At 73.7% G+C, this 25393-nt stretch carries 23 protein-coding genes; 17 read left to right on the plus strand and 6 right to left on the minus strand.

All coding sequences use genetic code 11. The features are described from left to right. The first annotated feature begins 26 nt into the window (after window positions 1-26). From OG896_RS02665 to OG896_RS02700, 8 genes are all read left to right on the plus strand, one after another. Window positions 27-545, plus strand: coding sequence for a nuclear transport factor 2 family protein (locus OG896_RS02665; protein WP_329362008.1), 519 nt, complete (start codon window positions 27-29; stop codon window positions 543-545). A 417-nt stretch (window positions 546-962) separates the two neighbouring features. Further along, the gene (locus OG896_RS02670; protein WP_329362009.1) at window positions 963-1973 is read left to right on the plus strand and encodes a methyltransferase; all 1011 of its coding nucleotides are present in this window, start codon (window positions 963-965) and stop codon (window positions 1971-1973) included. Between the two features lie 79 nt (window positions 1974-2052). After that, window positions 2053-2730 carry an antibiotic biosynthesis monooxygenase family protein gene (locus tag OG896_RS02675; protein WP_329362010.1) on the plus strand — a complete coding sequence of 226 codons (678 nt, stop codon included), beginning with the start codon at window positions 2053-2055 and terminating at the stop codon, window positions 2728-2730. A 55-nt stretch (window positions 2731-2785) separates the two neighbouring features. Continuing rightward, on the plus strand, window positions 2786-3691 hold the full coding sequence (locus OG896_RS02680) for an LLM class flavin-dependent oxidoreductase (RefSeq protein WP_329362012.1): 906 nt from the start codon (window positions 2786-2788) through the stop codon (window positions 3689-3691). A gap of 172 nt (window positions 3692-3863) precedes the next feature. After that, a complete protein-coding gene (locus OG896_RS02685; RefSeq protein WP_329362014.1) occupies window positions 3864-5519 on the plus strand; it encodes an ABC transporter substrate-binding protein in 1656 nt (551 codons plus the stop codon). A gap of 1 nt (window position 5520) precedes the next feature. Continuing rightward, window positions 5521-6471, plus strand: a complete 951-nt coding sequence (locus tag OG896_RS02690) for an ABC transporter permease (protein WP_329362016.1) — start codon at window positions 5521-5523, stop codon at window positions 6469-6471. Further along, window positions 6468-7352 (plus strand): ABC transporter permease, encoded by an 885-nt coding sequence (locus OG896_RS02695; protein ID WP_328472732.1) that lies wholly within the window; start codon window positions 6468-6470, stop codon window positions 7350-7352. Before OG896_RS02690 ends, OG896_RS02695 begins: the two co-directional genes overlap by 4 nt. Beyond that, window positions 7349-9232: an ABC transporter ATP-binding protein gene (locus OG896_RS02700; protein WP_329362019.1), complete on the plus strand. Its 1884-nt coding sequence runs from the start codon at window positions 7349-7351 to the stop codon at window positions 9230-9232. Before OG896_RS02695 ends, OG896_RS02700 begins: the two co-directional genes overlap by 4 nt. A gap of 309 nt (window positions 9233-9541) precedes the next feature. Here the strand turns inward: OG896_RS02700 and OG896_RS02705 are convergent, their stop codons facing one another. The 4 genes from OG896_RS02705 to OG896_RS02720 all read right to left on the minus strand — a co-directional run bounded on the left by OG896_RS02705 (window position 9542) and on the right by OG896_RS02720 (window position 14251). Continuing rightward, the gene (locus OG896_RS02705; protein WP_329362021.1) at window positions 9542-10954 is read right to left on the minus strand and encodes an MFS transporter; all 1413 of its coding nucleotides are present in this window, start codon (window positions 10952-10954) and stop codon (window positions 9542-9544) included. A 245-nt stretch (window positions 10955-11199) separates the two neighbouring features. Then, the gene (locus OG896_RS02710; protein WP_329362022.1) at window positions 11200-12090 is read right to left on the minus strand and encodes an LLM class flavin-dependent oxidoreductase; all 891 of its coding nucleotides are present in this window, start codon (window positions 12088-12090) and stop codon (window positions 11200-11202) included. Continuing rightward, on the minus strand, window positions 12087-13130 hold the full coding sequence (locus tag OG896_RS02715) for a sulfurtransferase (protein ID WP_329362023.1): 1044 nt from the start codon (window positions 13128-13130) through the stop codon (window positions 12087-12089). The genes OG896_RS02710 and OG896_RS02715 overlap by 4 nt, the downstream gene beginning before the upstream one ends. Continuing rightward, a complete protein-coding gene (locus OG896_RS02720; RefSeq protein WP_329362024.1) occupies window positions 13127-14251 on the minus strand; it encodes an LLM class flavin-dependent oxidoreductase in 1125 nt (374 codons plus the stop codon). Before OG896_RS02720 ends, OG896_RS02715 begins: the two co-directional genes overlap by 4 nt. 53 nt (window positions 14252-14304) lie before the next feature. On the opposite strand from OG896_RS02720, the gene OG896_RS02725 reads away from it, so the two are divergent. Beyond that, the gene (locus tag OG896_RS02725; protein ID WP_328472720.1) at window positions 14305-15042 is read left to right on the plus strand and encodes a TetR/AcrR family transcriptional regulator; all 738 of its coding nucleotides are present in this window, start codon (window positions 14305-14307) and stop codon (window positions 15040-15042) included. 78 nt (window positions 15043-15120) lie between these two features. Here the strand turns inward: OG896_RS02725 and OG896_RS02730 are convergent, their stop codons facing one another. Both OG896_RS02730 and OG896_RS02735 read right to left on the minus strand, forming a co-directional pair. After that, on the minus strand, window positions 15121-15780 hold the full coding sequence (locus tag OG896_RS02730; protein WP_329362025.1) for a hypothetical protein: 660 nt from the start codon (window positions 15778-15780) through the stop codon (window positions 15121-15123). Window positions 15781-15971: 191 nt separating this feature from the next. After that, window positions 15972-17015 carry a LacI family DNA-binding transcriptional regulator gene (locus tag OG896_RS02735; protein WP_329362028.1) on the minus strand — a complete coding sequence of 348 codons (1044 nt, stop codon included), beginning with the start codon at window positions 17013-17015 and terminating at the stop codon, window positions 15972-15974. A 299-nt stretch (window positions 17016-17314) separates the two neighbouring features. Here OG896_RS02735 and OG896_RS02740 point away from each other — a divergent pair, with 299 nt between their 5' ends. The 8 genes from OG896_RS02740 (at window position 17315) to OG896_RS02775 (ending at window position 25324) form a co-directional block, all read left to right on the plus strand. Then, window positions 17315-18463, plus strand: a complete 1149-nt coding sequence (locus tag OG896_RS02740) for a Gfo/Idh/MocA family protein (protein WP_329362029.1) — start codon at window positions 17315-17317, stop codon at window positions 18461-18463. Then, window positions 18460-19386: a PmoA family protein gene (locus OG896_RS02745; RefSeq protein WP_329362031.1), complete on the plus strand. Its 927-nt coding sequence runs from the start codon at window positions 18460-18462 to the stop codon at window positions 19384-19386. The genes OG896_RS02740 and OG896_RS02745 overlap by 4 nt, the downstream gene beginning before the upstream one ends. Further along, window positions 19380-20108, plus strand: a complete 729-nt coding sequence (locus tag OG896_RS02750) for a cupin domain-containing protein (protein WP_329362033.1) — start codon at window positions 19380-19382, stop codon at window positions 20106-20108. Before OG896_RS02745 ends, OG896_RS02750 begins: the two co-directional genes overlap by 7 nt. A 175-nt stretch (window positions 20109-20283) precedes the next feature. Next, window positions 20284-21618 (plus strand): ABC transporter substrate-binding protein, encoded by a 1335-nt coding sequence (locus tag OG896_RS02755; RefSeq protein WP_329362035.1) that lies wholly within the window; start codon window positions 20284-20286, stop codon window positions 21616-21618. After that, window positions 21615-22580 carry a carbohydrate ABC transporter permease gene (locus tag OG896_RS02760; protein WP_328472709.1) on the plus strand — a complete coding sequence of 322 codons (966 nt, stop codon included), beginning with the start codon at window positions 21615-21617 and terminating at the stop codon, window positions 22578-22580. The genes OG896_RS02755 and OG896_RS02760 overlap by 4 nt, the downstream gene beginning before the upstream one ends. Beyond that, a complete protein-coding gene (locus OG896_RS02765) occupies window positions 22580-23416 on the plus strand; it encodes a carbohydrate ABC transporter permease (RefSeq protein ID WP_328474830.1) in 837 nt (278 codons plus the stop codon). Before OG896_RS02760 ends, OG896_RS02765 begins: the two co-directional genes overlap by 1 nt. Before the next feature lie 12 nt (window positions 23417-23428). Beyond that, complete coding sequence (locus OG896_RS02770) at window positions 23429-24049, plus strand: hypothetical protein (protein ID WP_329362038.1); 621 nt, start codon at window positions 23429-23431, stop codon at window positions 24047-24049. Between the two features lie 39 nt (window positions 24050-24088). After that, the gene (locus OG896_RS02775; protein WP_329362040.1) at window positions 24089-25324 is read left to right on the plus strand and encodes an epoxide hydrolase family protein; all 1236 of its coding nucleotides are present in this window, start codon (window positions 24089-24091) and stop codon (window positions 25322-25324) included. The last annotated feature ends 69 nt before the right edge of the window (window positions 25325-25393 follow it).

The following is a 25393-nucleotide window of genomic DNA, read 5'->3' on the forward strand; positions in this document are numbered from 1 at the left end:
CCCGCTACCGAAGAGGCGGTACCGCCATGACCCGTCCCCTCCGCGCCACCACCCGCGCCGCCGCCCCCGGCACGCCCTCGCACGAGGACGCCGCCGGCCTCGCGGACCTGCTCGACCGCGCCGAGATCGGCGGTCTCCTCGACCGCTACCTGCTGGACTTCGACAGCCGCCCGGACCCGCCGCGCGACGACTCCTTCTACCGCTCGCTGTTCACCGAGGACCTGGACCTGCGGTTCCCCGTGGGCGGTCACCGCGGGCTGGCCGGCCTGGCGCAGTTCCAGCAAGGCGCCAAGCGGAACTGGGCGCGCACCCACCACGCCAGCACCAACCACGTGGTGGAACTCCTCGGCGACCGGGCCGAGGTGTCCGCCAAGCTCCTGGTGACCCATGTGCACCCGCCGCTGTCGGGCCGGGCCGACCTGCGGACCGGCAGCCGGATCGAGGCGGAGGCGGTCCGCACCGCGGACGGCTGGCGGTTGCGCGCCTTGGCGATCCACCTGGTGTGGAGCCGCGGCGACCTGCCGTCGGGCGCGGGCCGGCAGTGAACGCCGCCTCCGCCGCGGCGGTCGCACGGGGCCCTCCCGCCTCCGGCGTCACCTCGCTCCCACGCGCTGCCGGGCCTCGCCGGACCGCTCCATGTCGCCTGTCGACGGCGCGTGTTGACGCTCTGCTTCGGCATGTGTCACGCTTTCCAGGCGGCTTCGCCCTGCCCGGAAAACGACGGTTCGTCGACGACCTGCCGAGCAGCGCCTCTCGGAATCTCGGAATCTCCCACTCCGCACCTTGCCGCAGTCCACCCCGCCCGGTGCCCCCGCGTCTCCTCGTCGTGCGCTCTCGCGCGAACGCCGCAGGCGCGGACGGTTCCGGACGCGGTGCGCCGCCATCCGCCCCGCGCGCCGACAGCGCGCCGGTGGGGCGGTGCGCCGGTGGACCGGCAACCCCATCTTGGAGGCAGCTTCGCCATGTCCGCTCCGCTTCCACCCCCCGTCCGGATACTCCAACTGGCGACCGCCGGCTGGATGTCCCAGGTCGTCAGCGCCGCCGCCGAGCTCGGAGTCGCCGACGCGCTGGCCGCCGGCCCCCGTACCGTCGAGCAGATCGCCGTGGACATCGACGCCCACGCCCCCACGCTCTACCGGCTGCTGCGCGCCTGCGCCGACATCGAGCTGTTCGAGGAGCGACCGGACCGGGTCTTCGCGCTCACCGACCTCGGCGACGCGCTGCGCAGCGACTCACCGGTCTCCCTGCGCGACTTCGCCATCTGGACCGGCCTGCCCGCCGAGCGCCACACCTGGACCCAACTGGCCCGCAGCGTCCGCACCGGCGCACCCGCCTTCGAGGGCGTGCACGGCGTGCCGGTGTGGGACCACATCCGTGAACACCCCGACGTACTGGGCGTGTTCGACCGGGCCATGACGCAGACGTCCCGGCAGATCATCGGATCGATCGTCGCGGCCTACGACTTCGGCGGGCTGCGCACGCTCGTCGACGTCGGCGGCGGGCGCGGCGCCCTGCTGTCGGCGATCCTGGCGGCCAACCCCGACCTGCGCGGGGTGCTGTACGACCAGCCGGAGGTCGTCGCCGAGTCCGGGCCGGTGCTGAAGGAGGCCGGTGTCACCGAGCGCAGCACGACCGAGGGCGGCGACTTCTTCGACTCCGTGCCCGCCGGCGGCGACGCCTACCTGCTCTCCAACATCATCCACGACTGGGACGACGAGCCGTCGGTCCGCATCCTGTCGCACGTGCGCGCGGTGCTGCCCGCGCACGGACGGGTGCTGCTGGTCGAGGCGGTGCTGCCGACCGACCGTCCGGCGCTGAACGTGAAGCTGATGGACCTGGACATGCTCGTGCTGTGCGGCGGACGCCAGCGCACCGAGGCGGAGTTCGCCGCCCTGCTGGCCCGCGCCGGACTGCGGCTGACCCGGGTCGTCCCCGGCGGCCACTGCAGCGTGGTCGAGGCCGTTCCCGCCTGACCGCGGCCCCGGCCCGACCCGCCCGCCCGCCCCCGAGCACGTCCCGCGCCCGACCGCGCCCCGACCCCACGGAGACACCATGCCTTTGCTCTCGCCCGACGACGGCTATCTGACCGTGTTCAACCTCTTCCGCACCAAGACCGAGCAGGGCCAGGACCGGCTGCTCGACGCGATGCGGGACATCATCGACCACGCCGACTACCCCGGGTGGATCTCCTCGACCCTCCACGCCGGCCGGGACGAGCGCGGCACCGCCAACGTCATCCAGTGGCGCAGCCTCGAAGACCTCCAGGCCCGCTACGCCGGCGAGGGGTTCAAGCACCACACCGTGCCGCTCTTCAACGAACTCGCCACCTCCATCCGCCTGTTGCAGACCGAGGTGGTCGCCTCGCAGCTGCACCCGGACCTGGAGCAGGTGGAGTTCTCCACCCGCCGCGACGACTACACGGTGATCATCGTCTTCGACGTCGACCCGCAGAACCAGAAGGACCTGGTCGACACCCTCGCCCAGCCGGAGGAGTGGGTCCGCACCCGGCCCGGGCACCGCTCCCACACCATCCTGCGCGGCCTCGACGGCACCACCGTCGTCAACTACGCCCAGTGGGAGAGCAAGGAGGCGTACGACGCCTTCCACCGGCTGCCGGAGGAGGACCGCCCGGTCAGCGTCCGGCAGGGCCGGGAGCACGCCCGCTCGCTGATCACCGCACGCGACGCCAACACGTACACCGTCGTGCACGACCGGTCGGCGGCCGGCTGACCCGGGCGCCACCGCAGCACCGCACCACCCGTCCACGAACGAGGAGAACGCACCGATGCCGCAGCACACCACGTTGTTCGGATTCGCCCCAGGGACCGAGACCGCCCGGGCGGCCGAGATCGTCCGGCTCGGCGTGCAGGCCGACCGGGCCGGCCTCGACCTGTTCTCCACCTCGGACCATCCGTACTACGGGCACCGGCTGGACGCGTACTCCACGCTGGGCTTCGTCCTCGGTGCCACCTCGGGCATCGCCGGGCTGGCGAACGTGACCAACCTGCCCAGCCGGCCCGCGCCGGTGCTCGCCCGCGCGCTCACCTCCCTGTCGGCCCTGTCCGGCGGCCGGATCGTGCTCGGGATCGGCGCCGGCGGGCTGTGGGACGACATCGAGCGGTTCGGCCGGCCCCGGCTCGGCCCCGGCCAGGCGGTGCGCGCGCTGGAGGAGGCGATCACGCTGGTGCGCGCCCTGTCCGGCGGGGGCGAACCGGTCACCTTCCTCGGCGAGTTCAACGAGGTGCGCGGGATCGAGCCGGCCGACGTGCCGGCGCCGCTGATCTGGACCGGCTCGCTCGGCGAGCGGTCGCTCGACGTGACCGGCCGGCTCGCCGACGGGTGGATACCCGGCCACGCCTCGGACTGGGTGAGCGAGCGGTACCGCGCCTCCCGGCCGCTGGTCGACCGGGCCGCCGAGCAGGCCGGTCGCGATCCGTCCGCCGTCGCCAGCGTCTTCAACCTGCCGGGGCAGATCACCGAGGCGCCCCTGGCCCGGACCCGCGACGACAGCGGCCGCTGGGTCGGCGGCTCGGTGCGGCAGTGGACGGACGAACTCACCGGCGCCGTCCTGGAACACGGCGCCGCCGGCTTCATCCTCTTCCCCACCGGCGACGCCCCCCTCGACACCGCCCTCGGGCGGTGGGCCGAGGAGGTCGTGCCGGCCGTCCGCGAGAACGTCGCCAAGGGCTGACCGCCGCGACGCCCGCACCACCCCGCCACCCGCCGCCGTACGGCATCCACCCGTGCGACCGGCACGACCCGCACCACCGCACCACCGCACCACCGACACACCCTGACGGCCGGGCCGCGCCACGCGGTCCGGCCGCCGCCATGCCACCACCAGGTACCTCCGGGAGACCCGCATGTCCCGCCTCAGCCGCAGACCCGTCCCGCTCGCCGTCGCCACCGCCGCCGTACTCCTCGCCGCGGCCTGCGGCTCCGGTTCGGGGTCGGGCGGCAGCACCTCCTCCGCCGGCAAACCCGTCTCCGGCGGTTCCCTCACCTACGCGGTGGACACCGAACCGGTCTCCTGGGACATCGACGTCAGCCAGCAGGACATCACCGGCTCCATCCAGCGCAACGTCTTCGACTCCCTCGTCTACCAGGACGACAAGGGGCAGTTCCACGCCTGGCTCGCCTCGTCCTGGACGGTCGCCAAGGACCTGCGCACCTACACCTTCCACCTGCGCAAGGACGTCACCTTCACCGACGGCACCCCGTTCAACGCCCAGGCGGTCAAGGCCAACTTCGACCGGATCGTGGACCCGGCGACCAAGTCGCAGTACGCCGCCGGGCTGCTCGGCCCCTACACCGGGACGAAGGTCGTCGACCCCTACACCGTCCAGATCACCTTCTCCAAGGCGTTCGCCCCCTTCCTGCAAGCGGCCAGCACCCCCTACCTCGGCTTCTACTCGCCGGCCGCGATCGCCAAGTACGGCTCCAAGCTCGGCGCCGGCGGCCCCGCCGACGTGGGCACCGGCCCGTTCGTGTTCTCCTCCTACACCAAGGGCCAGAGCGCCGTGCTGACCCGGAACCCCAAGTACCGGTGGGCGCCGTCCACCAACGCCCACCAGGGCCCCGCCTACCTCGACAAGCTCACCTACCGCTTCCTCAGCCAGGACTCGGTCCGGGTCGGAGCGCTGCGCAGCGGACAGGTCCAGGTCGCCAAGTCCATCCCGCCGACCGACGTCAAGACCCTCACCCCCGGCGCCGGCCTCACCGTGATCTCCAAGCAGGCGCCCGGCGGCGTGTACAACCTGGTCCTCAACGCCTCCCGCGGACCCTTCACCGACCAGCGCGTCCGCCAGGCGGTGCAGCGCGGCATCAACGTCGACGCCGACGTCAAGAGCGTGTACTTCGGCGCCTACCAGCGCGCCTGGAGCCCGCTGTCCCCGGCGACCATCGGCTACGACTCCTCGCTGACCGGCACCTGGCCGTACGACCCGACGCTGGCGGCGAAGCTGCTGGACCAGGCCGGCTGGACCACGCGGGACTCCGCGGGCTACCGCACCAAGAACGGCAAACGGCTGTCCCTGGTCTGGCCGCTGATGCCGCAGAACCTCGTCAGCCAGCAGCACGACATCCTCGGCCAGGCCGTGCAGGCCGACCTGAAGAAGCTCGGCATCCAGGTGGAGCGGCCGCGGCAGGACGTCGGCACCTTCGTCAAGCAGCTCTTCGGCGGCAAGGACGACATCTCCGACTACAGCTGGTCCCGGGCCGACCCGGACGTGCTGCGGCTGTACTTCAACAGCGCCGAGACCCCCGCGAAGGGCGGCGCCAACGGCACCTTCATCAAGGACGCCGACCTCGACAAGTGGACCGAGCAGGGCCAGACCACCCTCGACCCGGCCGGCCGGGCCAGGTACTACACCCAGGTCCAGAAGCGCGCCGTCGACCTCTCCCTGGTGGTGCCGATGTACGTCGTCTCCTCGGTGTACGGCGCCTCCAGCCACGTGCACGGCATCGCCGCCGACGCCAACACCTGGCTGGAGTTCCACGACGCCTGGCTCGGGAAGTGACGTGAAGGCGACACACCTGCTCCGGGCGGTCGCCCGGCGGGTGGCGGCGGCCGTGGCGGTGCTCCTGGGCGCCGCCACGGTCGCGTTCGCCGCTCTGCAACTCATCCCCGGCGACCCGGTGACCACCATGCTCGGCCCGTTCAGCTCCGCCTCACCGGAGGTCCGCGACCGCATCCGCGCCCAGTACGGCCTGGGCGAACCGGTGTGGCAGCAGTACCTGCACTACCTCGGCCACCTGCTGCGCGGGAACCTCGGGGAGTCCTACCAGGTGCAGCGCCCGGTCAGCTCGCTGATCAGCGGCCAGCTCGCGCCCACCGCGCAACTGGCCCTGGCCGCGCTGGCGGTGGCCCTGCTGCTGGCCGTGCTCAGCGCCACCGCCACCGCCGGACGGCGCCCGGTACTGCGCGGCGCCGCGTCGCTGCTGGAACTGCTCACCGTCTCCAGCCCGTCGTACTGGACCGGCATCCTGCTGCTCACCATGTTCTCCTTCCACTGGCAGCTGTTCCCGGTGGCCGGCGCGCAGAACGGCACCGCGCTGGTGCTGCCCGCGCTGACCCTGGCGCTGCCCATGACCGGCGTGCTGGCCCAGGTGCTGCGCGAGGGGCTGGAGACCGCGCTGCACGAGCCGTTCGCGGTGACCGCGCGCTCCCGGGGGCTGAGCACCACCGCGGTACGGCTGCGCCACGCGCTGCGGCACGCGGCGCTGCCGCTGATCACCCTGACCGGCTGGCTGGCCGGTTCGCTGCTGGGCGGCGCGGTGCTGGTCGAGACGGTGTTCGGCCGGCCCGGCATCGGCGCCCTCATCCTCCAGGCGACCACCAACAAGGACATGCCCCTGGCGATCGGTCTGGTGCTGCTGTCCGCCCTGGTGTTCGTCGTGCTCTCGACCCTGGTGGACCTGCTCTACCTGGTCATCGACCCCCGGCTCAGGACGGACCAGGTGACACCGTGACCGTGCTCCCCACCCTGGAGTCCGCTCCGCATCCGCCGGCCGCGCCCGCGGCCCGCGCCGGGCGCCGACCGCGCCCCCGTACCCTGCTGCTCGGCGCGGCCGTGCTCTTCCTCGCCCTGCTGGTGGTGGCCGCCGCGGCGCCCGGACTGTTCACCGGGAACGCGCCCGACACCACCGACCCGCTCCAGGCGCTGCGGCCGCCCGGCTCCGGCCACTGGTTCGGCACCGACCAGCTCGGCCGCGACCTCTACACCCGGGTCGTCTACGGCACCCGGCTGTCGCTGCTGCTCGGCGCCGGCGCCACCGCGCTGTCCGTGCTGGCCGGCGCCGCCCTCGGCCTTGCCGCCGGGCTCGGCGGGCGGGTGGCCGACCAGGTCCTCATGCGGGTCGCCGACGTGCTGCTCGCCCTTCCGCCGATCCTGCTGGCCCTGCTGGCGGTCGCCGTCCTCGGCAGCGGCACCGTGAACGTCGCGATCGCCATCGCGGCCGCGTTCGCCCCCGGTTACGCCCGGATCGTCCGCGCCGAGACCCTGGTCGTGCGCCGCTCCGGCTACGTCGAGGCCGCCACCACCCTGGGCCTGTCCCGGCCGGTCCTGGTGTGGCGGCACGTCGTGCCCAACGCGCTCGGCCCGCTGCTGGTCCTGGCCACCGTCGGCTTCGGCTCCTCGCTCATCGCCGCCTCCGGGCTGAGCTTCCTGGGCCTGGGACCGCAGCCGCCCACCGCGGAGTGGGGCGCGATGCTCGACCAGGGCCGCGACTTCCTGCAGACCGCCTGGTGGCTGGGCATCTTCCCCGGCGCCGCCATCACCGCGACCGCGCTGGTGGTCAACATCGTGGGCCGCCAGGCCCAGGCCCGCTTCACCCGGAGGACCGGCCGATGACGCCCCTGCTCACCGTCGACGGCCTCGACGTGTCCTTCGGCGCGCTGCGCGCCGTACGGGAGGTCTCCTTCACCCTCGACGCCGGCGAATGCCTCGCCGTGGTGGGCGAGTCCGGGTCCGGCAAGAGCGTCACCGCCCGCGCCCTGGTCGGGCTCGCGGGAGACGGCGCGCGGGTGCGCGCCGGGACGCTGTCGTTCGACGGCCACGACCTCACCCGGCTGCGCGAGCCGCAGTGGCGGCGGCTGCGCGGGCGGCGGGTCGGCCTGGTCCTCCAGGACGCCCTGTCCTCGCTCGACCCGCTGCGCACCGTCGGCGCCGAGATCGCGGAGCCGCTGCGCGTGCACGGCGTGGCGGCCCGCCAGGACCGCGCCGAGCGGGTGCGGGAACTCCTCGCCGATGTCGGCGTGCCCGAACCCGGGCGCCGCGCCGCGCAGTACCCCCACCAGCTCTCCGGCGGGCTGCGGCAGCGCGCCCTGATTGCCTCGGCCATCGCCGCGGGCCCCGACCTGCTCGTCGCCGACGAGCCCACCACCGCCCTCGACGTGTCCGTGCAGGCACAGATCCTCGACCTGCTCGACCGGCTGCGCCGCGAGGGCACGGCGCTGCTGCTGATCAGTCACGACCTGTCCGTGGTGGCCCGGCTCGCCGACCGGGTGGCGGTGATGTACGGCGGGCGGATCGTCGAGACGGGCACCGGCCGGCGGGTGCTGGAACGGCCGCGCCATCCCTACACCCGGGCGCTGCTGGACGCGGTGCCGACCCTGCACGCCAAGGGCACCCGTCTCTCGGTGCCCGCGGTGCCGAGACCGTACGCCGGCCCGGACGGCTGCCCCTACGCCCACCGGTGCGCGGCCGCCGACGAGACCTGCCGCACCCTGCTGCCGGTCGTCTCCGGCGCGGACACCGCGGTCTGCCACCACCCGCTGGACGGACCGGAGTCGGAGCAAACGCCGGTACGCACGCCGGTACGCACGCCGGCCGTGGCACGAAGCGCGGCGCGCGACCGCAGGCCGCCGGGCGCGGCCGGGCGCGCGGAGGACCTCGCGGAGCGGGCGCCGCTGCTGGAGGTCGACGCGGTGTCGAAGGGCTTCCGCGGCCCGGACGGCTCGGTGCACCACGCGGTGCGTGACGTCTCGCTCCGCCTGGGCGCGGGCGAGGCGGTCGGCGTGGTCGGCGAGTCCGGCTCGGGCAAGACCACCGTCGCGAGGATCATCCTCGGCCTGGTGCCGCCCGACACCGGGCAGGTGCGGTTCGACGGGCGGCCGTGGAGCGGGGTGCCGGAGCGGGAGCGCCGCGCCGCGCGTCCCCGTATCCAGGCGGTGCAGCAGGACCCGCTGGGCTCGTTCGACCCCCGCTACAGCGTGGAGCGGGTGGTCGGCGAGGCCGTGGCCCGCGCCGGGGTGCGCGGCCGCGCCGGACGCCGCACGCGGGCCGCTGAGTTGCTGGACCGGGTGGGGCTGCCCGCCGCGGTGCTGCAACGCCGCCCCGCCGAACTGTCCGGCGGGCAGCGCCAGCGCGTGGCCATCGCCCGCGCGCTGGCCACCGCGCCCGACGTGGTGGTCTGCGACGAGCCGGTCTCGGCACTCGACGTGTCGGTGCAGGCGCAGATCCTCGATCTGCTCGCCGACATCCAGCACGACCTCGGGGTGGCGCTGCTGTTCATCTCCCACGACCTCGGCGTGGTCCATCACGTCAGCGACCGGGTCGTGGTGATGAAGGACGGGCAGGTGGTGGAGAGCGGTCCGGTGGAAGCCGTCTTCGCCGCACCCTCGCACGCCTACACCCGCACGCTGCTGGCGGCAGCGGCGCCCACCGCCACGTCTCCGGCTGACGCCGAACCACCGGCGACCGCGGCGTCCCGGCCCGCCGGTTCCGCCTGACCCCGGGCGGGGACACGGCAGCGGCCGAGGCCGCGCCTTCGGTTTCGGCTACGGCTACGGCTACGGCTACGGCTACGGCTACGGCTACGGCTACGGCTACGGCTACGGCTACGGCCGCACACCTCAAGGGCCCTGGGGCCACGGGAAAATCCGTGGACCCAGGGCCCTTTGCGCTGTCAGCCGCCACTCGGGAGCCGCCCGGGACGCCAGGTGGACGCCGTACGCACGCCGCTCGGGCGCCGGTCGGACACCGTACGCACGCCGTACACGCGCCGCTCGGGCGCCGGTTCCGCTTCGGTCGCGGTGCCGTCAGGCCCCGGCGGCCTCGGGCTGTGCGGCGGTGTCGGCCGGGGCCGGGCGGGCGGGCGGCGGCACGAAGTCCTTCTGCCGGATCAGCAGGGCGCTGAGCACCGCCGACACCAGCGCCACGACCGCGCCGATCCACAGGATCAGGTTGAGCCCGCTGGCGAAGCCGTGGTGCTCGCTGCGGGTGGTGAACACGGTGCCGAGCACCGCGATCGCGGTGGCCAGCCCGACCTGCCGGGCGGTGGCGTTCACCCCCGACGCCACACCCGCCTGGGCCGGGGCGACCACACCGACGGCCGTGGAGGCCAGCGGCACGGTGACCATGCCCGCGCCCGCGCCGGAGACGATCATCCCCGCCAGCAGATGCGTCCACGTCGAGGAGTCCTTCACCCCGGTCATCAGGGCGATGCCGACGGCGATGAGCACGAAGCCGACGCTGATCATCAGGCGTACCGGGACCGCGGAGCTGAGCCGCCCGGCGGTCGTGGACGCCACGAACATCGCCCCGGTCAGCGCGAGCAGCCGCAGGCCCGCCTGGGCGGGGCTGAAGTGCAGGTCCTGCTGGAGGTAGAGCACCAGGTAGGTGATGAGCGCGTAGATCGAGGCGTTGAGCCCGAACGCGGCCACCAGCCCGCCGTTGAAGGTGGGCTTGCGGAACAGCGACAGGTCCAGCATCGGGTGGGTCGCCCGCCGCTCCAGCAGCAGGAAGGCGGCCAGCAGGACCGCGGCACCGACCAGCGTCCCCCACACCTTCGCCTGCGACCAGCCGTCGGCGGCGTTGATCAGGCCGTACAGCAGGAGCGACAGCCCGGCGCTGAAGAGGACGAAGCCGGTCCAGTCGGGGCGGGCCGCGGTCGGGTTGCGGGACTCCTCCAGCTTCAGCAGGGTGATCGCGACGACCGCGATGCCGATCGGGACGTTCACCCAGAAGATCCAGTGCCAGCTCAGCCCGCTGGTGAGCGCGCCGCCGAGCACCGGTCCGACCGCCACCGCGATGCCGAGGACCCCGCCGTAGATCCCGAACGCCAGGCCGCGTTCACGGCCCTGGAACGCCTGGCTCAGCAGTGCGAGCGAGGTCGCCCACACCACCGCGCCGCCTATGCCCTGGCCGGCCCGGGCCAGCGCCAGGAACAGCGGGCCGGTGGCGAGGCCGCACAGCAGCGAGCCGATCGTGAAGACCGCGGTGCCCACCGCGTACAGCCGGCGCCGCCCCCACAGGTCCGCGAGCGAACCGCCCGTGAGCAGACCCGCCGCCAGCGCCAACGCGTAGGCGTCGATGACCCATTGCAGATCCGACAGCGACGAGTGGAAGTCGTCCCGGATGTCGGGGAGTGCCACGTTCACGATGGTGATGTCCAGGACGAGCATGAACACTCCGGCCACGACGGCCACGAGCGTCCACCATTTGCGTGCCATGCGTGATCTTCCTTTCGTGTCCGGGCAGGCCGGATCGGCCGGCCTGCCCGGCTGGATGTGGGTGTCGCGGGTCTGCGCCCGTCCGGCTCTCGGGCCCCTCGGCCCCCCGGCGGGACGGCGCGTCGGCGCGTCGGCGCGTCGGCGCGTCGGCGCGCGGGCGTCACGCGTCAGGGGTCGGGCGTCGGGTGACGGATGTCAGGGGTCAGTGGTCAGTGATCAGGCGTCCAGGCATCAGGCGTCAGTCGTCAGGCGCGGACGAACTCGGCGCGCACCAGGGGCATCACCTCGGTGGCGAAGCGCTCCCGGGTCTCGGGGTGGGTCAGCCCGAACAGCAGCGGGAAGGTGAAGCCGGCCCGGACGACGGCGACCAGCTGTTCCGCCACGTCCTGCGAGGAGCCCGCGAGGACGTGGCCGGGGACGCCGCGCCGGCGTTCCAGCAGCACCTGCACGTTGCAGGCACAGGTGATGGTGTCCGGGTCGCGGCCGGCCGCGCGGGCCGCGGCCCGCACCTTGTCGCGCAGGCCCACCGCCTCGGCCAGGCCCAGGCGTTGCAGCGACGGCAGCCAGCCGTCCGCCAGCCGCCCGGTGACCTCCAGGGCCCGCGGGCCGTAGGTGCCGAGCCAGATCGGGACGGGGTGCGCCGGCCGCGGCTCGATCCGCGCGTCGTAGACCGCGAAGTGCCGGCCCACGAACGTGGTCGTCGGCCGCTGCCACAGCGAGTTGATGACCTGCACCGCCTCGTCGAGGGCGGCGACCTTCTGCCCCGGGGTGCGCGTGCTCAGGCCGAACGCGGCGAACTCCGCGTCGTAGCCGCCGTTGCCCAGCCCGAGCACCAGCCGGCCGTGCGAGAGCCGGTCGAGGGTCTCGGCCATCTTCGCGAGCACGGCCGGCGCGCGGTACGGCAGCCCGAGCACGTCCGTGGCCAGGGTGATCCGCTCGGTCGCCGCGGCCAGGAAGCTCAGCGCGGTCCACGGCTCCCAGGTGTCGCGGTCGCCGTGCAGGTGGTCGCTGAGCGCGAACAGGTCGAAGCCCAGCCGTTCGGCGTCGCGCGCCTCGGCCACCAGGTGCTCGGGGTCGGGCCCCTGGTAGTGCGAGACGACGCCGAAGCCGAGGTGCTGTCCGGTGAGGGTGCTCATCGCACTGCCCCTTCGGTACGGGACGCGTCGGGCGCGTCGGCGGTACGGGACACGTCGGCGGTACGGGACACGTCGGCGGTACGGGACACGTCGACGGCATCGGCACGGCCCGCCCGCGGACCGGCCGGGTCCTGGGCGTCCGGGCCGTCCGGGCCGTCCGTGGGGAACGGGTACGGGCCCGCCACCACCGGCCGGTCCGGGTCGGCCGACCACGCCGACCACGAGCCGGGGAAGAGGGCGGCGTCCGGCAGGCCGGCCCGCTCGACGGCCAGCAGGTTGTGGCAGGCGGTGACCCCGGAACCGCAGGAGAACACCACCTCCTCGGCGTCGGCGGCGCCCAACTCCTCGAAACGGCGGCGCAGTTCCTCCGGCGAGCGGAAGGTGCCGTCGGCGGCCAGGTTCTCCTGCCAGGGAGCGCTGAGTGCCCCGGGCACGTGGCCGGACCGGGTCTCCCCGGCGTGCGCGTCGGCTCCGGAGTAGCGGCCGGCGGCGCGGGAGTCCAGCACCAGCGCGTCCGGTGCGCCCGCCGCCCGGGCGACCTGGTCCGCGTCGCGCAGCAGCGCGGCCGGCCACGGCGTCACGCGGCGCGTGACCGGCGCCCGGTGCACCGGGCCGGTGTCCAGCGCGCCGGGCCATCCGGCCAGGCCGCCGTCGAGGAGCGCGGCGGCGCGGCCGGTCCGCCGCAGCAGCCACACCAGGCGGGCGGCGAACCCGCCGCCCTGGTCGTCGTAGGCCACCACCACGCTGTCTTCGGCGATGCCGAGCCGCCCGAGCCGTGCGGCGAACTCCTCGGGGGCGGGCAGCGGATGGCGCCCGCCGGACGGGGTGGGCGGTGCGGCCAGGTCGGTGTCGACGTCCACCCAGAGGGCGCCGGGGAGGTGCCCGCCGAGGTAGGCGTCGTATCCGGAGCGCCCGTCGAGGTACCAGCGGACGTCGGCGAGCACCAGCGCGTCGTCCCCGTCGGCCCTTTCGCGTACCCATGCGGCCGGGACCACCGGCGGTACCGGCTGTGCCACCGCGTCCGCCCGTATCGCGCTCACGCCTTCCCTCCGACCGGCTCGGCCGCCGCGGCCGCGAGCGCCGAGGGCGCCGGGGGCCGGCCGCCGACGGTGCCGCCCGTGGGGCGGTCCGCGCCCAGACCGGCCACCTGCGGGATCACCTCGGCGGCGACCAGTTCCATCGCCCGCGCCACCTTGCCGTGCGGGATGCCGCCGATGTCGATGGACAGCAGGTGGAGGTCGTGCCCCCACAGGTCGTGCAGCCGGCCGAGCTTGTCGACCACCTCCGCCGGGCTGCCGCAGATCGCCGAGCCCGGTCCGACCAGGTCGTCGAAGTCGAAGGCGAACGGGCGGGCGCCGGCCGGCAGTTTCGCGCCGCGGAAGTAGTTGCCGTAGTACTCCCGCCACTGCTCGCGGGCCTCGGCGGTGGTGTCGGCGACGAAGACATGGCTGGCGGCGCCGGTCCTGGCCTGCTCCGCCGGGCGGCCGGCGCGCTCCCACAGCTCGCGGTAGAGCCGGAACATCGGCGCGTGCGTCTCGGGCGGCCGGGCGGTGGTGCCGAAGACCATGGGCAGCGCGGACTCGACCGCCAGGTGCACCGACTCGGGGCGGGAGCCCCCGCTGACCCAGATCGGCGGCCGGTCCTGGTGGAGGCGGGGCTGTACGCGCACCGCGTCCAGCGGCGGGCGGAACGCGCCCTCCCAGGTCACCTCGGGCTCTTCCTCGGACCACAGGCGCAGCAGGAGTTCGAGGTTCTCCCGCTTGCGGTCGGCCTTGCTCTCCGGGGGCTGGGCGAAGACGGTGTAAGGGTCGGGGAAGAACGAGGCGCCCGCGATGAGCTGGAGCCGCCCGTGGGAGAGCAGGTCGAGCGTGGCGTAGTCCTCGGCGACCAGGACCGGGTCGCGGTTGGCGACCAGCGTGGTGCCGGTGGCCAGGGTGATCGTGGAGGTCCGGGCGGCTATCGCGGCCAGCACCACCGGCGGCGCCGATATGACGTCGCGCTCGCCGAAGTGGTGCTCGCCGACCGTGAACCAGGAGAAGCCCAGCCGCTCGGCGAGCACCGCGGCACGCACCACCTCGTCGAGGCGTTCCGCCTGGGAGACGCGGTGCCCGGTATAGGGGTCGCTGAGTAGGGTGCCGAAAGTGATAGTGCCGATGTCCATCGCACGGTCCTTAGCCAGGTGAAGGAAAGCCCTGAAAGTAAAGTACAACGTGCATGGTAAATTGGGCAACGGACGACCGACCGCAGGAGGCCCCCCTGAGCACCTCACCGACAGCCCACGCCACCCCCGCCGCCCCGGCGACGCCGGTGCGCCCCGGTCCGGCCCGCACCGGCGGGCGGGCGGGGAAGCGCCAGGCCATCACCCAGGGCGCCCGGACCGTCTTCGGCCGGGAGGGCTACAGCCGCACCAGCATCGAGGCCATCGCGGCCGAGGCGGGCGTGTCCACGCGCACGATCTACAACCACTTCGAGGGCAAGGAGCAGCTCTTCTCCGACGTGGTCCACGACAGCGCCGGCCAGGTCGCGGACGCCTTCATCGCGACGGTCGAGCAGCAGGTGACCGGGACCGACCCGCGGACCGATCTGCTGGCGCTCGGCCGCGCCTTCGTCGGCCAGCGCACCCAGTTCCCCGAGCACTTCGCGATGGTGCGGCAGATCAAGGCCGAGGTGCAGCACTTCCCGCCGGCCGTGATCGACGCCTGGCAGCAGGCCGGACCCCAGCGCGTGCAGCGGGAGGTCGGCCGCCGGCTCCAGCAGCTCGCCGACGGCGGCCTGCTGCGCATCCCGGAACCGGCCCGGGCCACCGTGCACTTCATCGCCCTGGTGACCTCGGAGATCACCATCCGCCCCTACGGCAGCCCGTCCCTGAGCCCGGCCCAGGTCCAGGACCGCGTGAGCCGCGGGGTCGACGCCTTCCTGCACGGATACGGCGCCGGCGCCCCGACCGCGTGAACGGACGCGTGCGGGCGCGAACCCGGAGCCACCGGGTGCGCGCCCCGCTCATCCGCGGTCGGGCGCCGCGCTCCAGGGTCAGGCGCCGTGCTGGGACAGGTAGTCGGTCAATCCGGTGTCCGCGGCGTCGCGCCGCGCCGCGGCGGTGGTGTTGACCGTCGCCTCCCAGGAGTGCGCGCCGCCGGCCACCACGACCACACCGGCGTACACACCGGTCCGCGCCCCGGCGTCGTTCGTACAGCTGAAGCGGGTCTTGCGCCGATCACCCCAGCGGCAGGACCGGCCGAGCCGGTCGAAGGAGCCGAAGACCGACCGGGTTCGGCCGGCCGAGGACGTGAGCCGCTGGATCGCGACGGTGTCCCCGCGGCCCATCGCGTCGATGCTTCCGGTGTAGGCGCAGCCGAAGCCCTTGGTCTTCCGCGACGTCACCGTCAGCCCGCTGATCCGGCTGACCTGCGCCGGGGTGAGGCCGACCGCCGCGCAACCGGTGGCGCCCGAGGGCACCGCCGGAGTGCTGCCGGACGGCGACCCCGACGGCGAGCGATCCACGGGCGCGGACGAGCCGGTCGCGCTCGGGCCGGCCGGCGAACTCGCGGCGGGGGCGCCCGCGGAGTGCGAGGACCCGCCGCCCCCGCCGCTCCCACCGCACCCGCTCGCGGCGATCAGAACGGCGCACCCGGCGATCACCCGGTTCCAGCAGCCCACCCGCATGGCCGGGAACACTACCAACCCGAACATCGCCGTGCCGCCCTCTCCCCGCACCGCACGCAGGTCGCGGCCGCGGGGAAGGAGCCGCAGGGGTAGGAGCCGCGGCCGGGGGAAGCCGGCCGGGCCTTCATGGACGCGCCACCGACCGGCCTTCGTGGACGCGCCGCCGACCGCGTCCTCGTGGACGCGCCACCGACCGGCCTTCGTGGAAGCGCCGCCGCTCAGTCGTCCACCGGCCGCCGCACCCCGGTCGTGGACTCCCCCACCTCCAGCCGGTACGGCGCCAGGTGCACCGCGTGGCGCGGCGGGGTCGCCGCCCCGATCCGGTGGGCCAGCGAGGTGACGGCCAGCGAGGCGATGGCCGCCTTGTCGGGGACCACCGTGGTCAGCGAGGGGGTGGCGTACCGGGCCTCCTCGCTGCCGTCGACGCTGGCGACGGCGATGTCCCCGGGCACCGCGAGACCGGCCTCGTGGAAGGCCCGGATCGCGCCGACGGCCAGCAGGTCGTTGAAGCAGAACACCGCGTCCGGGCGGGCTCCGGCCGGGAGGGCGGCGAGCGTGCGGCCGGCCCGCAGCCCGCTGCGCCGGTCGAACTCCTCCACCGGCGGCGCGAGTCGGGGGTCGAAGGGGATACCCGCCTCGTGCAGGGCGAGTTGGAAGCCCTCCAGGCGCTGCCGGCTGGTCGCCGAGCCCTGCCGGTCCACGCCGACGGCGGCGCACCGGGTCCGGCCGAGGGAGGCGAGGTGGGCGGTGGCCTCGCGGGCGGCGGCCACGTTGTCGATCAGGACGTGGTCGGTCTCCAGCCGCTCCCGGCCGTCCTCCCGCTCGCCCAGCAGCACCAGCGGGAAACCGGCCGTGGTGGCGGCGAGTTGGTCGAAGGGCACCCGGAGCGGGGAGAGGATCACCCCGTCCAGCATGGCCGCGCCGAGCCCGCTGGCCAGCCGCAGCTCCTCCCGGGCGTCGCCCAGCGTCTCCTCGATCAGGACGGTCAGCCCGATCCGGGACGCCTCGGTTCTCACGTGGTGGGCGAGTTCGGCGAAGTAGGGCGTGGCCAGGAACGGCACCGCCAGGGCGATCAGCCCGCTGCGGCCGGTGCGCAGCCGCACCGCCGACGGGTTGGGGCGGTAACCCAGTTCGCTCACCGCGGCCATGACGCGCTCCCGGGTGGCGGGTGCCACTTTCGACATTCCGCGTACAACGTTGGAAACGGTCTTGACGGAGACGCCCGCACGGTCGGCGACATCCTTGAGCCTCACTGCCGTCACGTACCTGACCCTTCTCGAAGTGGCCTCATTGTAGGGCAGTTCATGGCAGACCGCGCCGGTGGCGACCATGTGGGGAAGTCGGCGATGCCCAAAGGGTTGACCCGCGGCACGCGCGCTGGTTACAACGTTGGAATAGCCGGGCGAAGGAGCCGCCGGCCCACCCTTCCGGTGGCTCCGCGCGCCCGCATGCCGTGGGCGCGGGGGCCGACCGCCGCCGTGCCCACGGTGATCGAGCGGCCGGCCGGCACACCGCTTCCGCGCCGCTCATGACGTACCGCCAGCCTCACGAGAGGGCCCGTATGTCCCCGCACCGTCCGAAACCCCCGTTGCGCACCGCTGTGGTGGGCACCGGAAGCATCGCCCGAGGAGCCCACCTGCCCGCGCTCGCCACCCTGGCGGGTGAGGGCGCGGTGGAGATCGTCGCCGTCGTCGACGTCGCCGAGGAGGCGGCCCGCGCCGCCGCCGAGGAGTTCGCCGTGGCGAGCGCCTTCACCGACCTCGACACCATGCTCGGCGAGCTGCGCCCCGACCTGGTGGTGCTCTGCACGCCGCCCTCGCTGCACCGGGAGCAGGCGATCGCCGCGGTGCGGGCCGGCGCCCACGTGTGGTGCGAGAAGCCGCCGTGCCCCTCGCTCGCCGACTACGACGCGATGACCGCCGCCACCGGCGAGGAACCCGGCTCTCCCGCCACGTCGTTCGTCTTCCAGCACCGGTTCGGCTCCGGCGCCCGGCACGTCCGCCGACTGCTGCGCGAGGGCGCCTTCGGCCGGCCGCTGGTCGCGCACTGCCAGACCACCTGGTACCGGGACGCCGCCTACTACGCGGTGCCGTGGCGTGGCCGCTGGGACACCGAGGGCGGCGGCCCCGCCATGGGCCACGGCATTCACCAGACCGACCTGCTGCTGGACCTGTTGGGCCCGTGGCGGGAGGTCCGCGCGATGGCCGCCCGGCTGGTGCACGACGTGCAGACCGAGGACGTCTCCACCGCCCAGGTCCGGTTCGCGAGCGGCGCGGTCGCCACCGTCGTCAACAGCGTTCTCAGCCCCGACGAGGTCAGCCGGGTCCGGATCGACTGCGAGCTGGCCACCGTCGAGCTCACCCACCTCTACGGCTACCGCAACGCCGACTGGCGGATCACCCCCGCGCCCGGCGTCCCGGAGCGGAAGGTCCGGGACTGGAACGACTTCGGCCCCGACGAGCCCAGCTCCCACCTGGCCCAACTGCGCGCCCTGGTGGCGGACATCGAGGCCGCCGCGCCCCACCCGACCAGCGGCGAGGGCGGTCGGCGGGTGGTGGAGTTCACCGCCGCGCTCTACAAGTCCGCCTTCACCGACACCACCGTCCGGGCCGGCGAGATCGGCCCCGGCGACCCGTTCTACGCCGCCATGCACGGCGGCGACCCCGACCGGCTGCCGGTCGGCGCCCGCGAGGAGGAGCAGGCCGTATGACGCTCTCGCTGACCCACGTGCACGGCGACCGGATCACCGTGGCCCACCAGGCCACCGGTACCGAGCTGTTCGCCTACGTGTACCGCCCGGAGGCCGCCTGGGAGGCGCCCAAGCCGTACCTCCACCCGATCCGCACCCTCGGCGGCGCCCTGGTCACCGACTACCGCCCCAACGACCACCGTTGGCACAAGGGCCTCCAGCTGACCGCCTCGCACCTGTCGGGCCAGAACCTGTGGGGCGGCAACACCTACGTCCACGGCGAGGGTTACCTGGCGCTGCCCGAGCGGATCGGCTCGATGGATCACGTCGGCTTCGACGAGGTGTCCGCCCGGCCGGACGGCGTGGTGATCGCCGAACGCCTGACCTGGCACCCGTACGACGGCTCGCTGTGGGCCGAGGAGGAGCGCCGGATCGAGGTCCGGGCCGACGCCGAGGCCGGCAGCTGGAGCCTGACCTGGTCCTCGGCCGTCACCAACCGGCGCTCCGAGCCGTTGCGGTTCGGCAGCCCCACCACCGCCGGGCGCCCCGCCGCCGGCTACACCGGGCTGTTCTGGCGCGGCCCCCGGGCCTTCCGCGACGGGCACGCCTTCACCGCGGACGCCGACAGCGCCGAGCGCGACCTGATGGGTGACCAGGCGCCGTGGCTGGCCTACTGCGGCGAGCACGACGGCCGCGACGGGCACGCCACCGTCGTCTTCGAGCACGCACCCGGCAACGACCACACCGGAGCGAAGGGCACCCACCCCGCGCACTGGTTCGTCCGCACCGACCCGTTCGCCGCCGTCGCCCCCTCCTTCGCCTTCCACGAGGAACTGGTCCTCGATCCCGGCGAGGAACTGGCCCGCCGCTACCGCGTGCACGTCGCCGACGGCGCCTGGGACCGCGCGGCGGTCACCGCGCACCTGGAGCGGCACCCATGGTGACCACGGCCTACGACGGGTTCCCCGGGGCGGTCGCGGTCTCCCGGCTGACCGTCTACGACTGGCCGACCGTCGACGGCCGGCCCGGCGGCGGCACCCCGCACCTCCACCTGACGTGCAGCGAGGGGTACGTGGTGACGGACGGCGAGGGCGCCGTGCAGACCCTGACCACCTCCGGCTTCGAGGAGACCCCGCTGCGGGCCGGCACGGTGGCCTGGTTCACCCCCGGCACCATCCACCGGCTGGTCAACCACGGCGGCCTGCGGATCACCGTCGTCATGCAGAACAGCGGGCTGCCCGAGGCGGGCGACGCGGTCCTCACCCTGCCCCCGGACCGGCTCACCGACCCCGAGACCTACGCGGCGGCGGTCCGGCTGCCCACCGCGGGGAGCGAGCAGGAACTGGTCGTCGCGGCGCGGGCCCGCCGTGACCTCGCCACCCGCCGCTTCGTCGAGTTGCGGGAGGCGGTCGCCGCCGGCGACCCGGAGCCGCTCGCCGCCTTCCACCGCGCGGCGGCGGAGCTGGTGCGGCCCCGCCTCGCCGAGTGGGAGCGCCGCTGGCGCGAGGGCGCCCACGCGGCCGCCACCGCCACCCGCGACCAGTTGGCCGCCCTCGGCGGCGGCGACCCGAGCCACCTCGCCGCCGCCCGCACCCGGGCCGGCGGGCCCACCGCGACCGGACGGTTCGGCATGTGCGGCCGGCTCGACGTCTACCACGACGCCTGAGCCGACCCGTTCCCTCACGTCCCCGTTCCCGGCGGGGAGTCGACCGGCCGGTCCGCACCCGGCGCCCGCCCAGGCGCCTGAGCCGACCGGCCGGTCCCCCACCGGGCCCCCGGCCGGCGGCGCCCGCCCGCCGCCTCGCGCCACCGCTCCACCCACCCACCCCGGAAAGGCCACCATGCCCGAGCCCCGAAGCGGCCGGCGTCGGTTCCTCCGCCGCCGGGCGGTCGCCACGGCGGTCGCCGCCGGCTGCAGCACCGTCCTGCTGGCCGCGCTCACCTCCTGCGGTGCCTCCGGCGCCGCGGGCCACCACATCACCCTCACCTTCACCTGGTGGGGCAACGACGACCGGCAGGCCCGTACCGAGAAGGCGGTGCGGCTGTTCGAGAAGGCGCACCCCGACGTCACCGTCCAGATGTCCAACGCCGACTTCGGCTCCTACAAGCAGCGGCTGGCCACCCAGGCCGCCGGCGGCGGCATCCCGGACCTGGCGCAGCTGGACTACCGCCAGATCTCCCAGTTCGCCACCGGCGGCGCCCTGCTCCCCCTGGACAGCTACGTCAAGGACGGCACCGTCCACACCGGCGAGATGGACCCGTCGCTGGTGCACACCGGCCACCTGGCCGGCAAGCAGTACGCCCTGCCGATGGGCCGCGGCATCACCGGCTACGTCTACGACGCCACGGTCTTCGCGCAGGCCGGCATCCCCGCGCCGCAACCCTCCTGGACCTGGCAGGACTACGCGGAGGTCGACGCGAAGATCGCCGCGATGAAGCTGAAGTCCCCCGACGGGCGGACCGTGGCGGGCTCCAACGACGGGGGCAGCAACGAGGACGTCTTCGAGGACTGGCTGCGCAGCCACGGCAAGCAGCTCTACGCCGGCCCCACCAAGCTCGGCTACACCGAGCAGGACCTCGCCGCGTTCTGGTCCTTCTGCCACCGGTTGCAGAAGTCGGGGGCGCTGGTGTCGGCCAAGGACAGCGCGCAGGCCGACGCGACGGGCATCAGCGCCTTCAGCCGCGGCCTGGACGCCCTCGACTACTCCTGGGACGCCACCTTCACCGGCTTCACCAGCCCGACCGGGCACACGATGCGCTACGCCCCGGTCCCCGGCGTCGACGGCAAGGCGGGCGCCTACTTCAAGCCCACGATGCTGATCGGCATCGGCGCCCACTCCAAACACCCCCAGATGGCAGCCGAGTTGATGGACTTCCTCCTCAACGACCGGCAGGCCGGCGACGTCCTGGGCGTCACCCGGTCCCAGCCGCCCAACCGCGCGATCGCCGCCGAGGTGGACCGGAAGCTGAGCGGGCCGGACCTGAAGGTGTGGCAGTTCGACGAGCAGATGCAGAAGTACGGCGTGCAGCCCCCGCCTGCCGCGCCCCCCAAGGGTGACGTCGCGATCGAGAGCGCCTTCGTCCGTGAGTACCAGCGGGTGGAGTTCGGCCTGGCCTCGCCCGCGAAGGCGGCCCACGAACTCGTCGTCCAGGCGAAGCAGGAGCTGGAGTCATGAGCGTCTCGCAGATCGACGTGCCCAAGCCCGCCGGGCCGGCGGCGGACCGGGCGGACGCGCGCCGGCGCGCCCGCGGCCGCCGTGAGGCGCGCTGGCCGGCGTATGTCTTCCTCACCCCGTGGATGATCGGCGCGGTCGCGGTGACGCTGGTGCCGATGGCGGTGTCCCTCTACCTCTCCTTCACCAGCTACGACATGTTCAACGCCCCGCACTGGGTGGGCCTGCGCAACTACCGGGAGATGCTGTTCGACGACCCGCGGTACTGGCGGTCGGTGCTGACCACCCTGAAGTACGTGGTGATCGCCGTCCCGCTCAAGCTGGCCCTGGCGCTCGGCGCCGCGCTGCTGCTCAAGCGGCTCAGGGCCGGCCGCGGCTTCTACCGTTCGGCGTTCTACGCCCCGTCCCTGCTCGGCGCGAGCATGTCGATCGCCCTGGTGTTCCGAGCGCTGTTCAACGACGGCGGCACCGTCGACAACGTGCTCGGCACCTTCGGCATCCACCTCGGCGGCTGGGTCGGCGACCCGCACCTGGCCACCTTCGTCGTGGTGATGCTGACCATCTGGCAGTTCGGCGCCCCCATGGTCATCTTCCTGGCCGGCCTCCAGCAGATCTCCCCTGAGCTGTACGAGGCGGCGGGGCTCGACGGGGCGGGCGCCTGGCGGCAGTTCGTGTCCATCACGGTGCCGATGCTCTCGCCGGTGGTCTTCTTCAACCTGGTGCTGGAGATGATCCAGTCCTTCCAGGTCTTCACGCCCGCCTTCGTGGTCAGCGGCGGCAACGGCGGGCCGGCCGACTCCACCCTCTTCTACACGCTCTACCTGTACGAGCGCGGGTTCACCGCCTCGCACATGGGCTACGCCTCGGCCATGGCCTGGCTGATGCTGCTCGCCATCGCGGCCGTCACCGCGGTGATGTTCAAGGTCTCCCGGGCCTGGGTGTTCTACGCGGACGAGGCGGAATGATGAACCTGACCATGCGACGCTGGCTGCCCCACACGGTCGCCCTGATCGCGCTGCTCGCCCTGCTCTACCCGCTGCTGTGGCTGCTGGTGACCTCCGTGAAGCCGGCCGACGAGGTGGTGACCAGCGTCAACCTGTGGCCCAGCCACTTCGAGTGGAGCAACTACAGCACCGCGCTGGACGGCGTCTCGGGCGTCTCGGTGACCCGGCTGCTCGGCAACAGCCTGCTGATCAGCCTCGGCGCGGTGGTCGGGAACGTGATGTCCTGCTCGCTGGCCGCCTACGCCTTCGCCCGGCTGCGGTTCCGGATGCGCGGCCCGATGTTCGCGTTCACCGTGGCCACGCTGATGCTGCCGCAGCACGTGGTGCTGATCCCGCAGTACATCATCTTCAACAAGCTCGGCATGACCAACACCTTCTGGCCGCTCATCCTGCCGAAGTTCCTCGCGGTGGACGCGTTCTTCGTCTTCCTCATCGTGCAGTTCATGCGGAACCTGCCCAGGGAACTGGAGGAGGCGGCCCGGATCGACGGCTGCGGCCCGTTCCGCTCGTTCTTCCACATCGTCCTGCCGCTGAGCCGCCCCGCGCTGATCACCACCGCGATCTTCTCGTTCATCTGGTCCTGGAACGACTTCTTCGCGCAGATGATCTACCTGTTCTCGCCGCAGAAGGCCACCATCACGCTGGCGCTGCGGAACTTCGTCGACCAGTCGAGCACGTCCGCCTACGGGCCGATGTTCGCGATGTCGGTGATCTCCGTCCTGCCCATCGTGCTGTTCTTCTTCGTCTTCCAGCGCTACCTGGTGCAGGGCATGGCCACGTCCGGACTGAAGAGCTGAGGAGGGTTCCCGATGACGTCGACCCACGTACCCGATCAGGCCCGCCGGGCCCGGCGCGAGCCGGGCGAGGTGTTCGGCTCCGGCTTCACCCTCTTCGCCGACATGCTGCTGGTGGGCGTGGTCACCGCGGTGGCCTGCCTGCCGGTGGTCACCGCCCCGGCCGCGCTCTCCGCCGCGAGCGCCGTGCTGCGCCGGTCCGCCGGCAGCGGCGTCCAGGTCAAGGTGGGCGACCTGTCGGCCGAACTCCGGGCACGGCTGACCCTGGCCACGCTCGCCAAGGGCCTGGTGCCGCCCGCGTTCGGCGTGCTGTTCCTGCTCGACGAGCGGCTGCTGCGCTCCGGGCTGCCCGGGGCCGCCGCGATGGCGCCGGTCCTGCTGCTGCTCGCGCTCGGCGCCGCCGCCGTCGGCCTGCGCGCGGTCGCCCTGGACGGGCCGCACCGGCTCTCCGGACGGGAGGCGCTGGCCCGCTCGCTGGCGGACCCGCGCGGCACCGCGCTGCTGGCCGCCGCCGCGGTGCTGGCCGCGCTGCTGCTGTGGGCCCTGCCGGTGCTGCTGCCGCTGCTGCCCGGGCCGCTGGCGTTCGCCGCCACCGCGGTGGACCTGCGGTGCTCCGCCCACCGGCAGGACGGATGACCGGTCCCGCCGGTCGGCGGCCCGGTAAAATTCCCCGCCATGACCTCCGCGCGCACGTTCGCACTGGAACCCACCCCGATCCACGTGCCCGACGAGGTCCTCGACGACCTGCGCGCCCGGCTGCGGCTGACCCGGCCGCCGCTGGACGAGGGGAACGAGGACTGGTCCTACGGCGTACCGGCCGGCTATCTGGGCGAGTTGGTCGCCTACTGGCGGGACGCGTACGACTGGCGCGCGGCCGAGCGCGCCATCAACGCCTACCAGCACTACCAGGTGGACGTGCGGGGTGTCCCGGTGCACTTCCTGCGCAAGCCCGGCCGCGGCCCCCGCCCGGTCCCGTTGATCCTCACCCACGGCTGGCCGTGGACGTTCTGGCACTGGTCGAAGGTGATCGACCCGCTCGCCGACCCGGCCGCGTTCGGCGGCGACCCCGCCGACGCGTTCGACGTCATCGTGCCCTCCCTGCCCGGCTTCGGCTTCCCCGGCCCGCTCACCGGCTTCCCCGACGTCAACTTCTGGAAGGTCTCCGACCTCTGGCACACCCTGATGACCGAGACCCTGGGGTACGCGAAGTACGCCGCCGGGGGCTGCGACATCGGCGGGATCGTCACCAGCCAGCTCGGCCACAAGTACCCCGAAGAGCTGTACGGCATTCACATCGGCTCCGGCCTGCCGCTCGACTTCTTCACCGGCCCCCGCGCCTGGGACTTCGCCCGCAACCGGCCCCTCACCGACGACCAGCCCGCCGACGTGCGCGCCCGAATCCTCGCGATGGACCGCCGCTCGGCGTCCCACCTCGCCACGCACATGCTCGACGGCGCCACCCTGGCCCACGGGCTGAGCGACTCCCCCGCCGGACTGCTCGCCTGGCTGCTGGAGCGCTGGAACGCCTGGAGCGACAACGGCGGCGACGTCGAGTCCGTCTTCAGCAAGGACGACCTGCTCACCCACGCCACGATCTACTGGGTGAACAACTCCATCGCCACGTCGATGCGTTACTACGCCAACGCCAACCGCTACCCCTGGGCCCCTTCCCACGACCGCACCCCGGTGGTGCAGGCCCCGGTCGGCCTCACCTTCGTCACGTACGAGAACCCGCCCGGCGTGCACTCCGCCGACGCACGCGTCCAGGCGTTCGTCTCCGGCCCGCAGGCGCGGTGGTTCCACCACGTCAACGTCAACGCCCATGACCACGGGGGCCACTTCATCCCCTGGGAGAACCCCGACGCGTGGGTGGGCGACCTGCGCGGCACCTTCCGGGGCCGCAGGCCCTGAGCGCACGGGAGCGCCTGGGGGTACCCGGGAGCACCCGTGAGCTCCCGTGGGCGCCCGGCCCGGCGGTCA

This window comes from Streptomyces sp. NBC_00669 (genome assembly GCF_036226785.1).
In the GTDB taxonomy this organism is placed as follows: domain Bacteria; phylum Actinomycetota; class Actinomycetes; order Streptomycetales; family Streptomycetaceae; genus Actinacidiphila.

Coding starts and splice junctions, on each gene's coding strand:
- OG896_RS02700 (WP_329362019.1), top strand. CDS start 7,349: ATGACGCCCCTGCTCACCGTCGACGGCCTCGACGTGTCCTTCGGCGCG.
- OG896_RS02765 (WP_328474830.1), top strand. CDS start 22,580: ATGAACCTGACCATGCGACGCTGGCTGCCCCACACGGTCGCCCTGATC.
- OG896_RS02755 (WP_329362035.1), top strand. CDS start 20,284: ATGCCCGAGCCCCGAAGCGGCCGGCGTCGGTTCCTCCGCCGCCGGGCG.
- OG896_RS02665 (WP_329362008.1), top strand. CDS start 27: ATGACCCGTCCCCTCCGCGCCACCACCCGCGCCGCCGCCCCCGGCACG.
- OG896_RS02720 (WP_329362024.1), bottom strand. CDS start 14,251: ATGGACATCGGCACTATCACTTTCGGCACCCTACTCAGCGACCCCTAT.
- OG896_RS02775 (WP_329362040.1), top strand. CDS start 24,089: ATGACCTCCGCGCGCACGTTCGCACTGGAACCCACCCCGATCCACGTG.
- OG896_RS02740 (WP_329362029.1), top strand. CDS start 17,315: ATGTCCCCGCACCGTCCGAAACCCCCGTTGCGCACCGCTGTGGTGGGC.
- OG896_RS02770 (WP_329362038.1), top strand. CDS start 23,429: ATGACGTCGACCCACGTACCCGATCAGGCCCGCCGGGCCCGGCGCGAG.
- OG896_RS02760 (WP_328472709.1), top strand. CDS start 21,615: ATGAGCGTCTCGCAGATCGACGTGCCCAAGCCCGCCGGGCCGGCGGCG.
- OG896_RS02680 (WP_329362012.1), top strand. CDS start 2,786: ATGCCGCAGCACACCACGTTGTTCGGATTCGCCCCAGGGACCGAGACC.
- OG896_RS02710 (WP_329362022.1), bottom strand. CDS start 12,090: ATGAGCACCCTCACCGGACAGCACCTCGGCTTCGGCGTCGTCTCGCAC.
- OG896_RS02725 (WP_328472720.1), top strand. CDS start 14,305: ATGGTAAATTGGGCAACGGACGACCGACCGCAGGAGGCCCCCCTGAGC.
- OG896_RS02670 (WP_329362009.1), top strand. CDS start 963: ATGTCCGCTCCGCTTCCACCCCCCGTCCGGATACTCCAACTGGCGACC.
- OG896_RS02705 (WP_329362021.1), bottom strand. CDS start 10,954: ATGGCACGCAAATGGTGGACGCTCGTGGCCGTCGTGGCCGGAGTGTTC.
- OG896_RS02745 (WP_329362031.1), top strand. CDS start 18,460: ATGACGCTCTCGCTGACCCACGTGCACGGCGACCGGATCACCGTGGCC.
- OG896_RS02730 (WP_329362025.1), bottom strand. CDS start 15,780: ATGTTCGGGTTGGTAGTGTTCCCGGCCATGCGGGTGGGCTGCTGGAAC.
- OG896_RS02685 (WP_329362014.1), top strand. CDS start 3,864: ATGTCCCGCCTCAGCCGCAGACCCGTCCCGCTCGCCGTCGCCACCGCC.
- OG896_RS02675 (WP_329362010.1), top strand. CDS start 2,053: ATGCCTTTGCTCTCGCCCGACGACGGCTATCTGACCGTGTTCAACCTC.
- OG896_RS02750 (WP_329362033.1), top strand. CDS start 19,380: ATGGTGACCACGGCCTACGACGGGTTCCCCGGGGCGGTCGCGGTCTCC.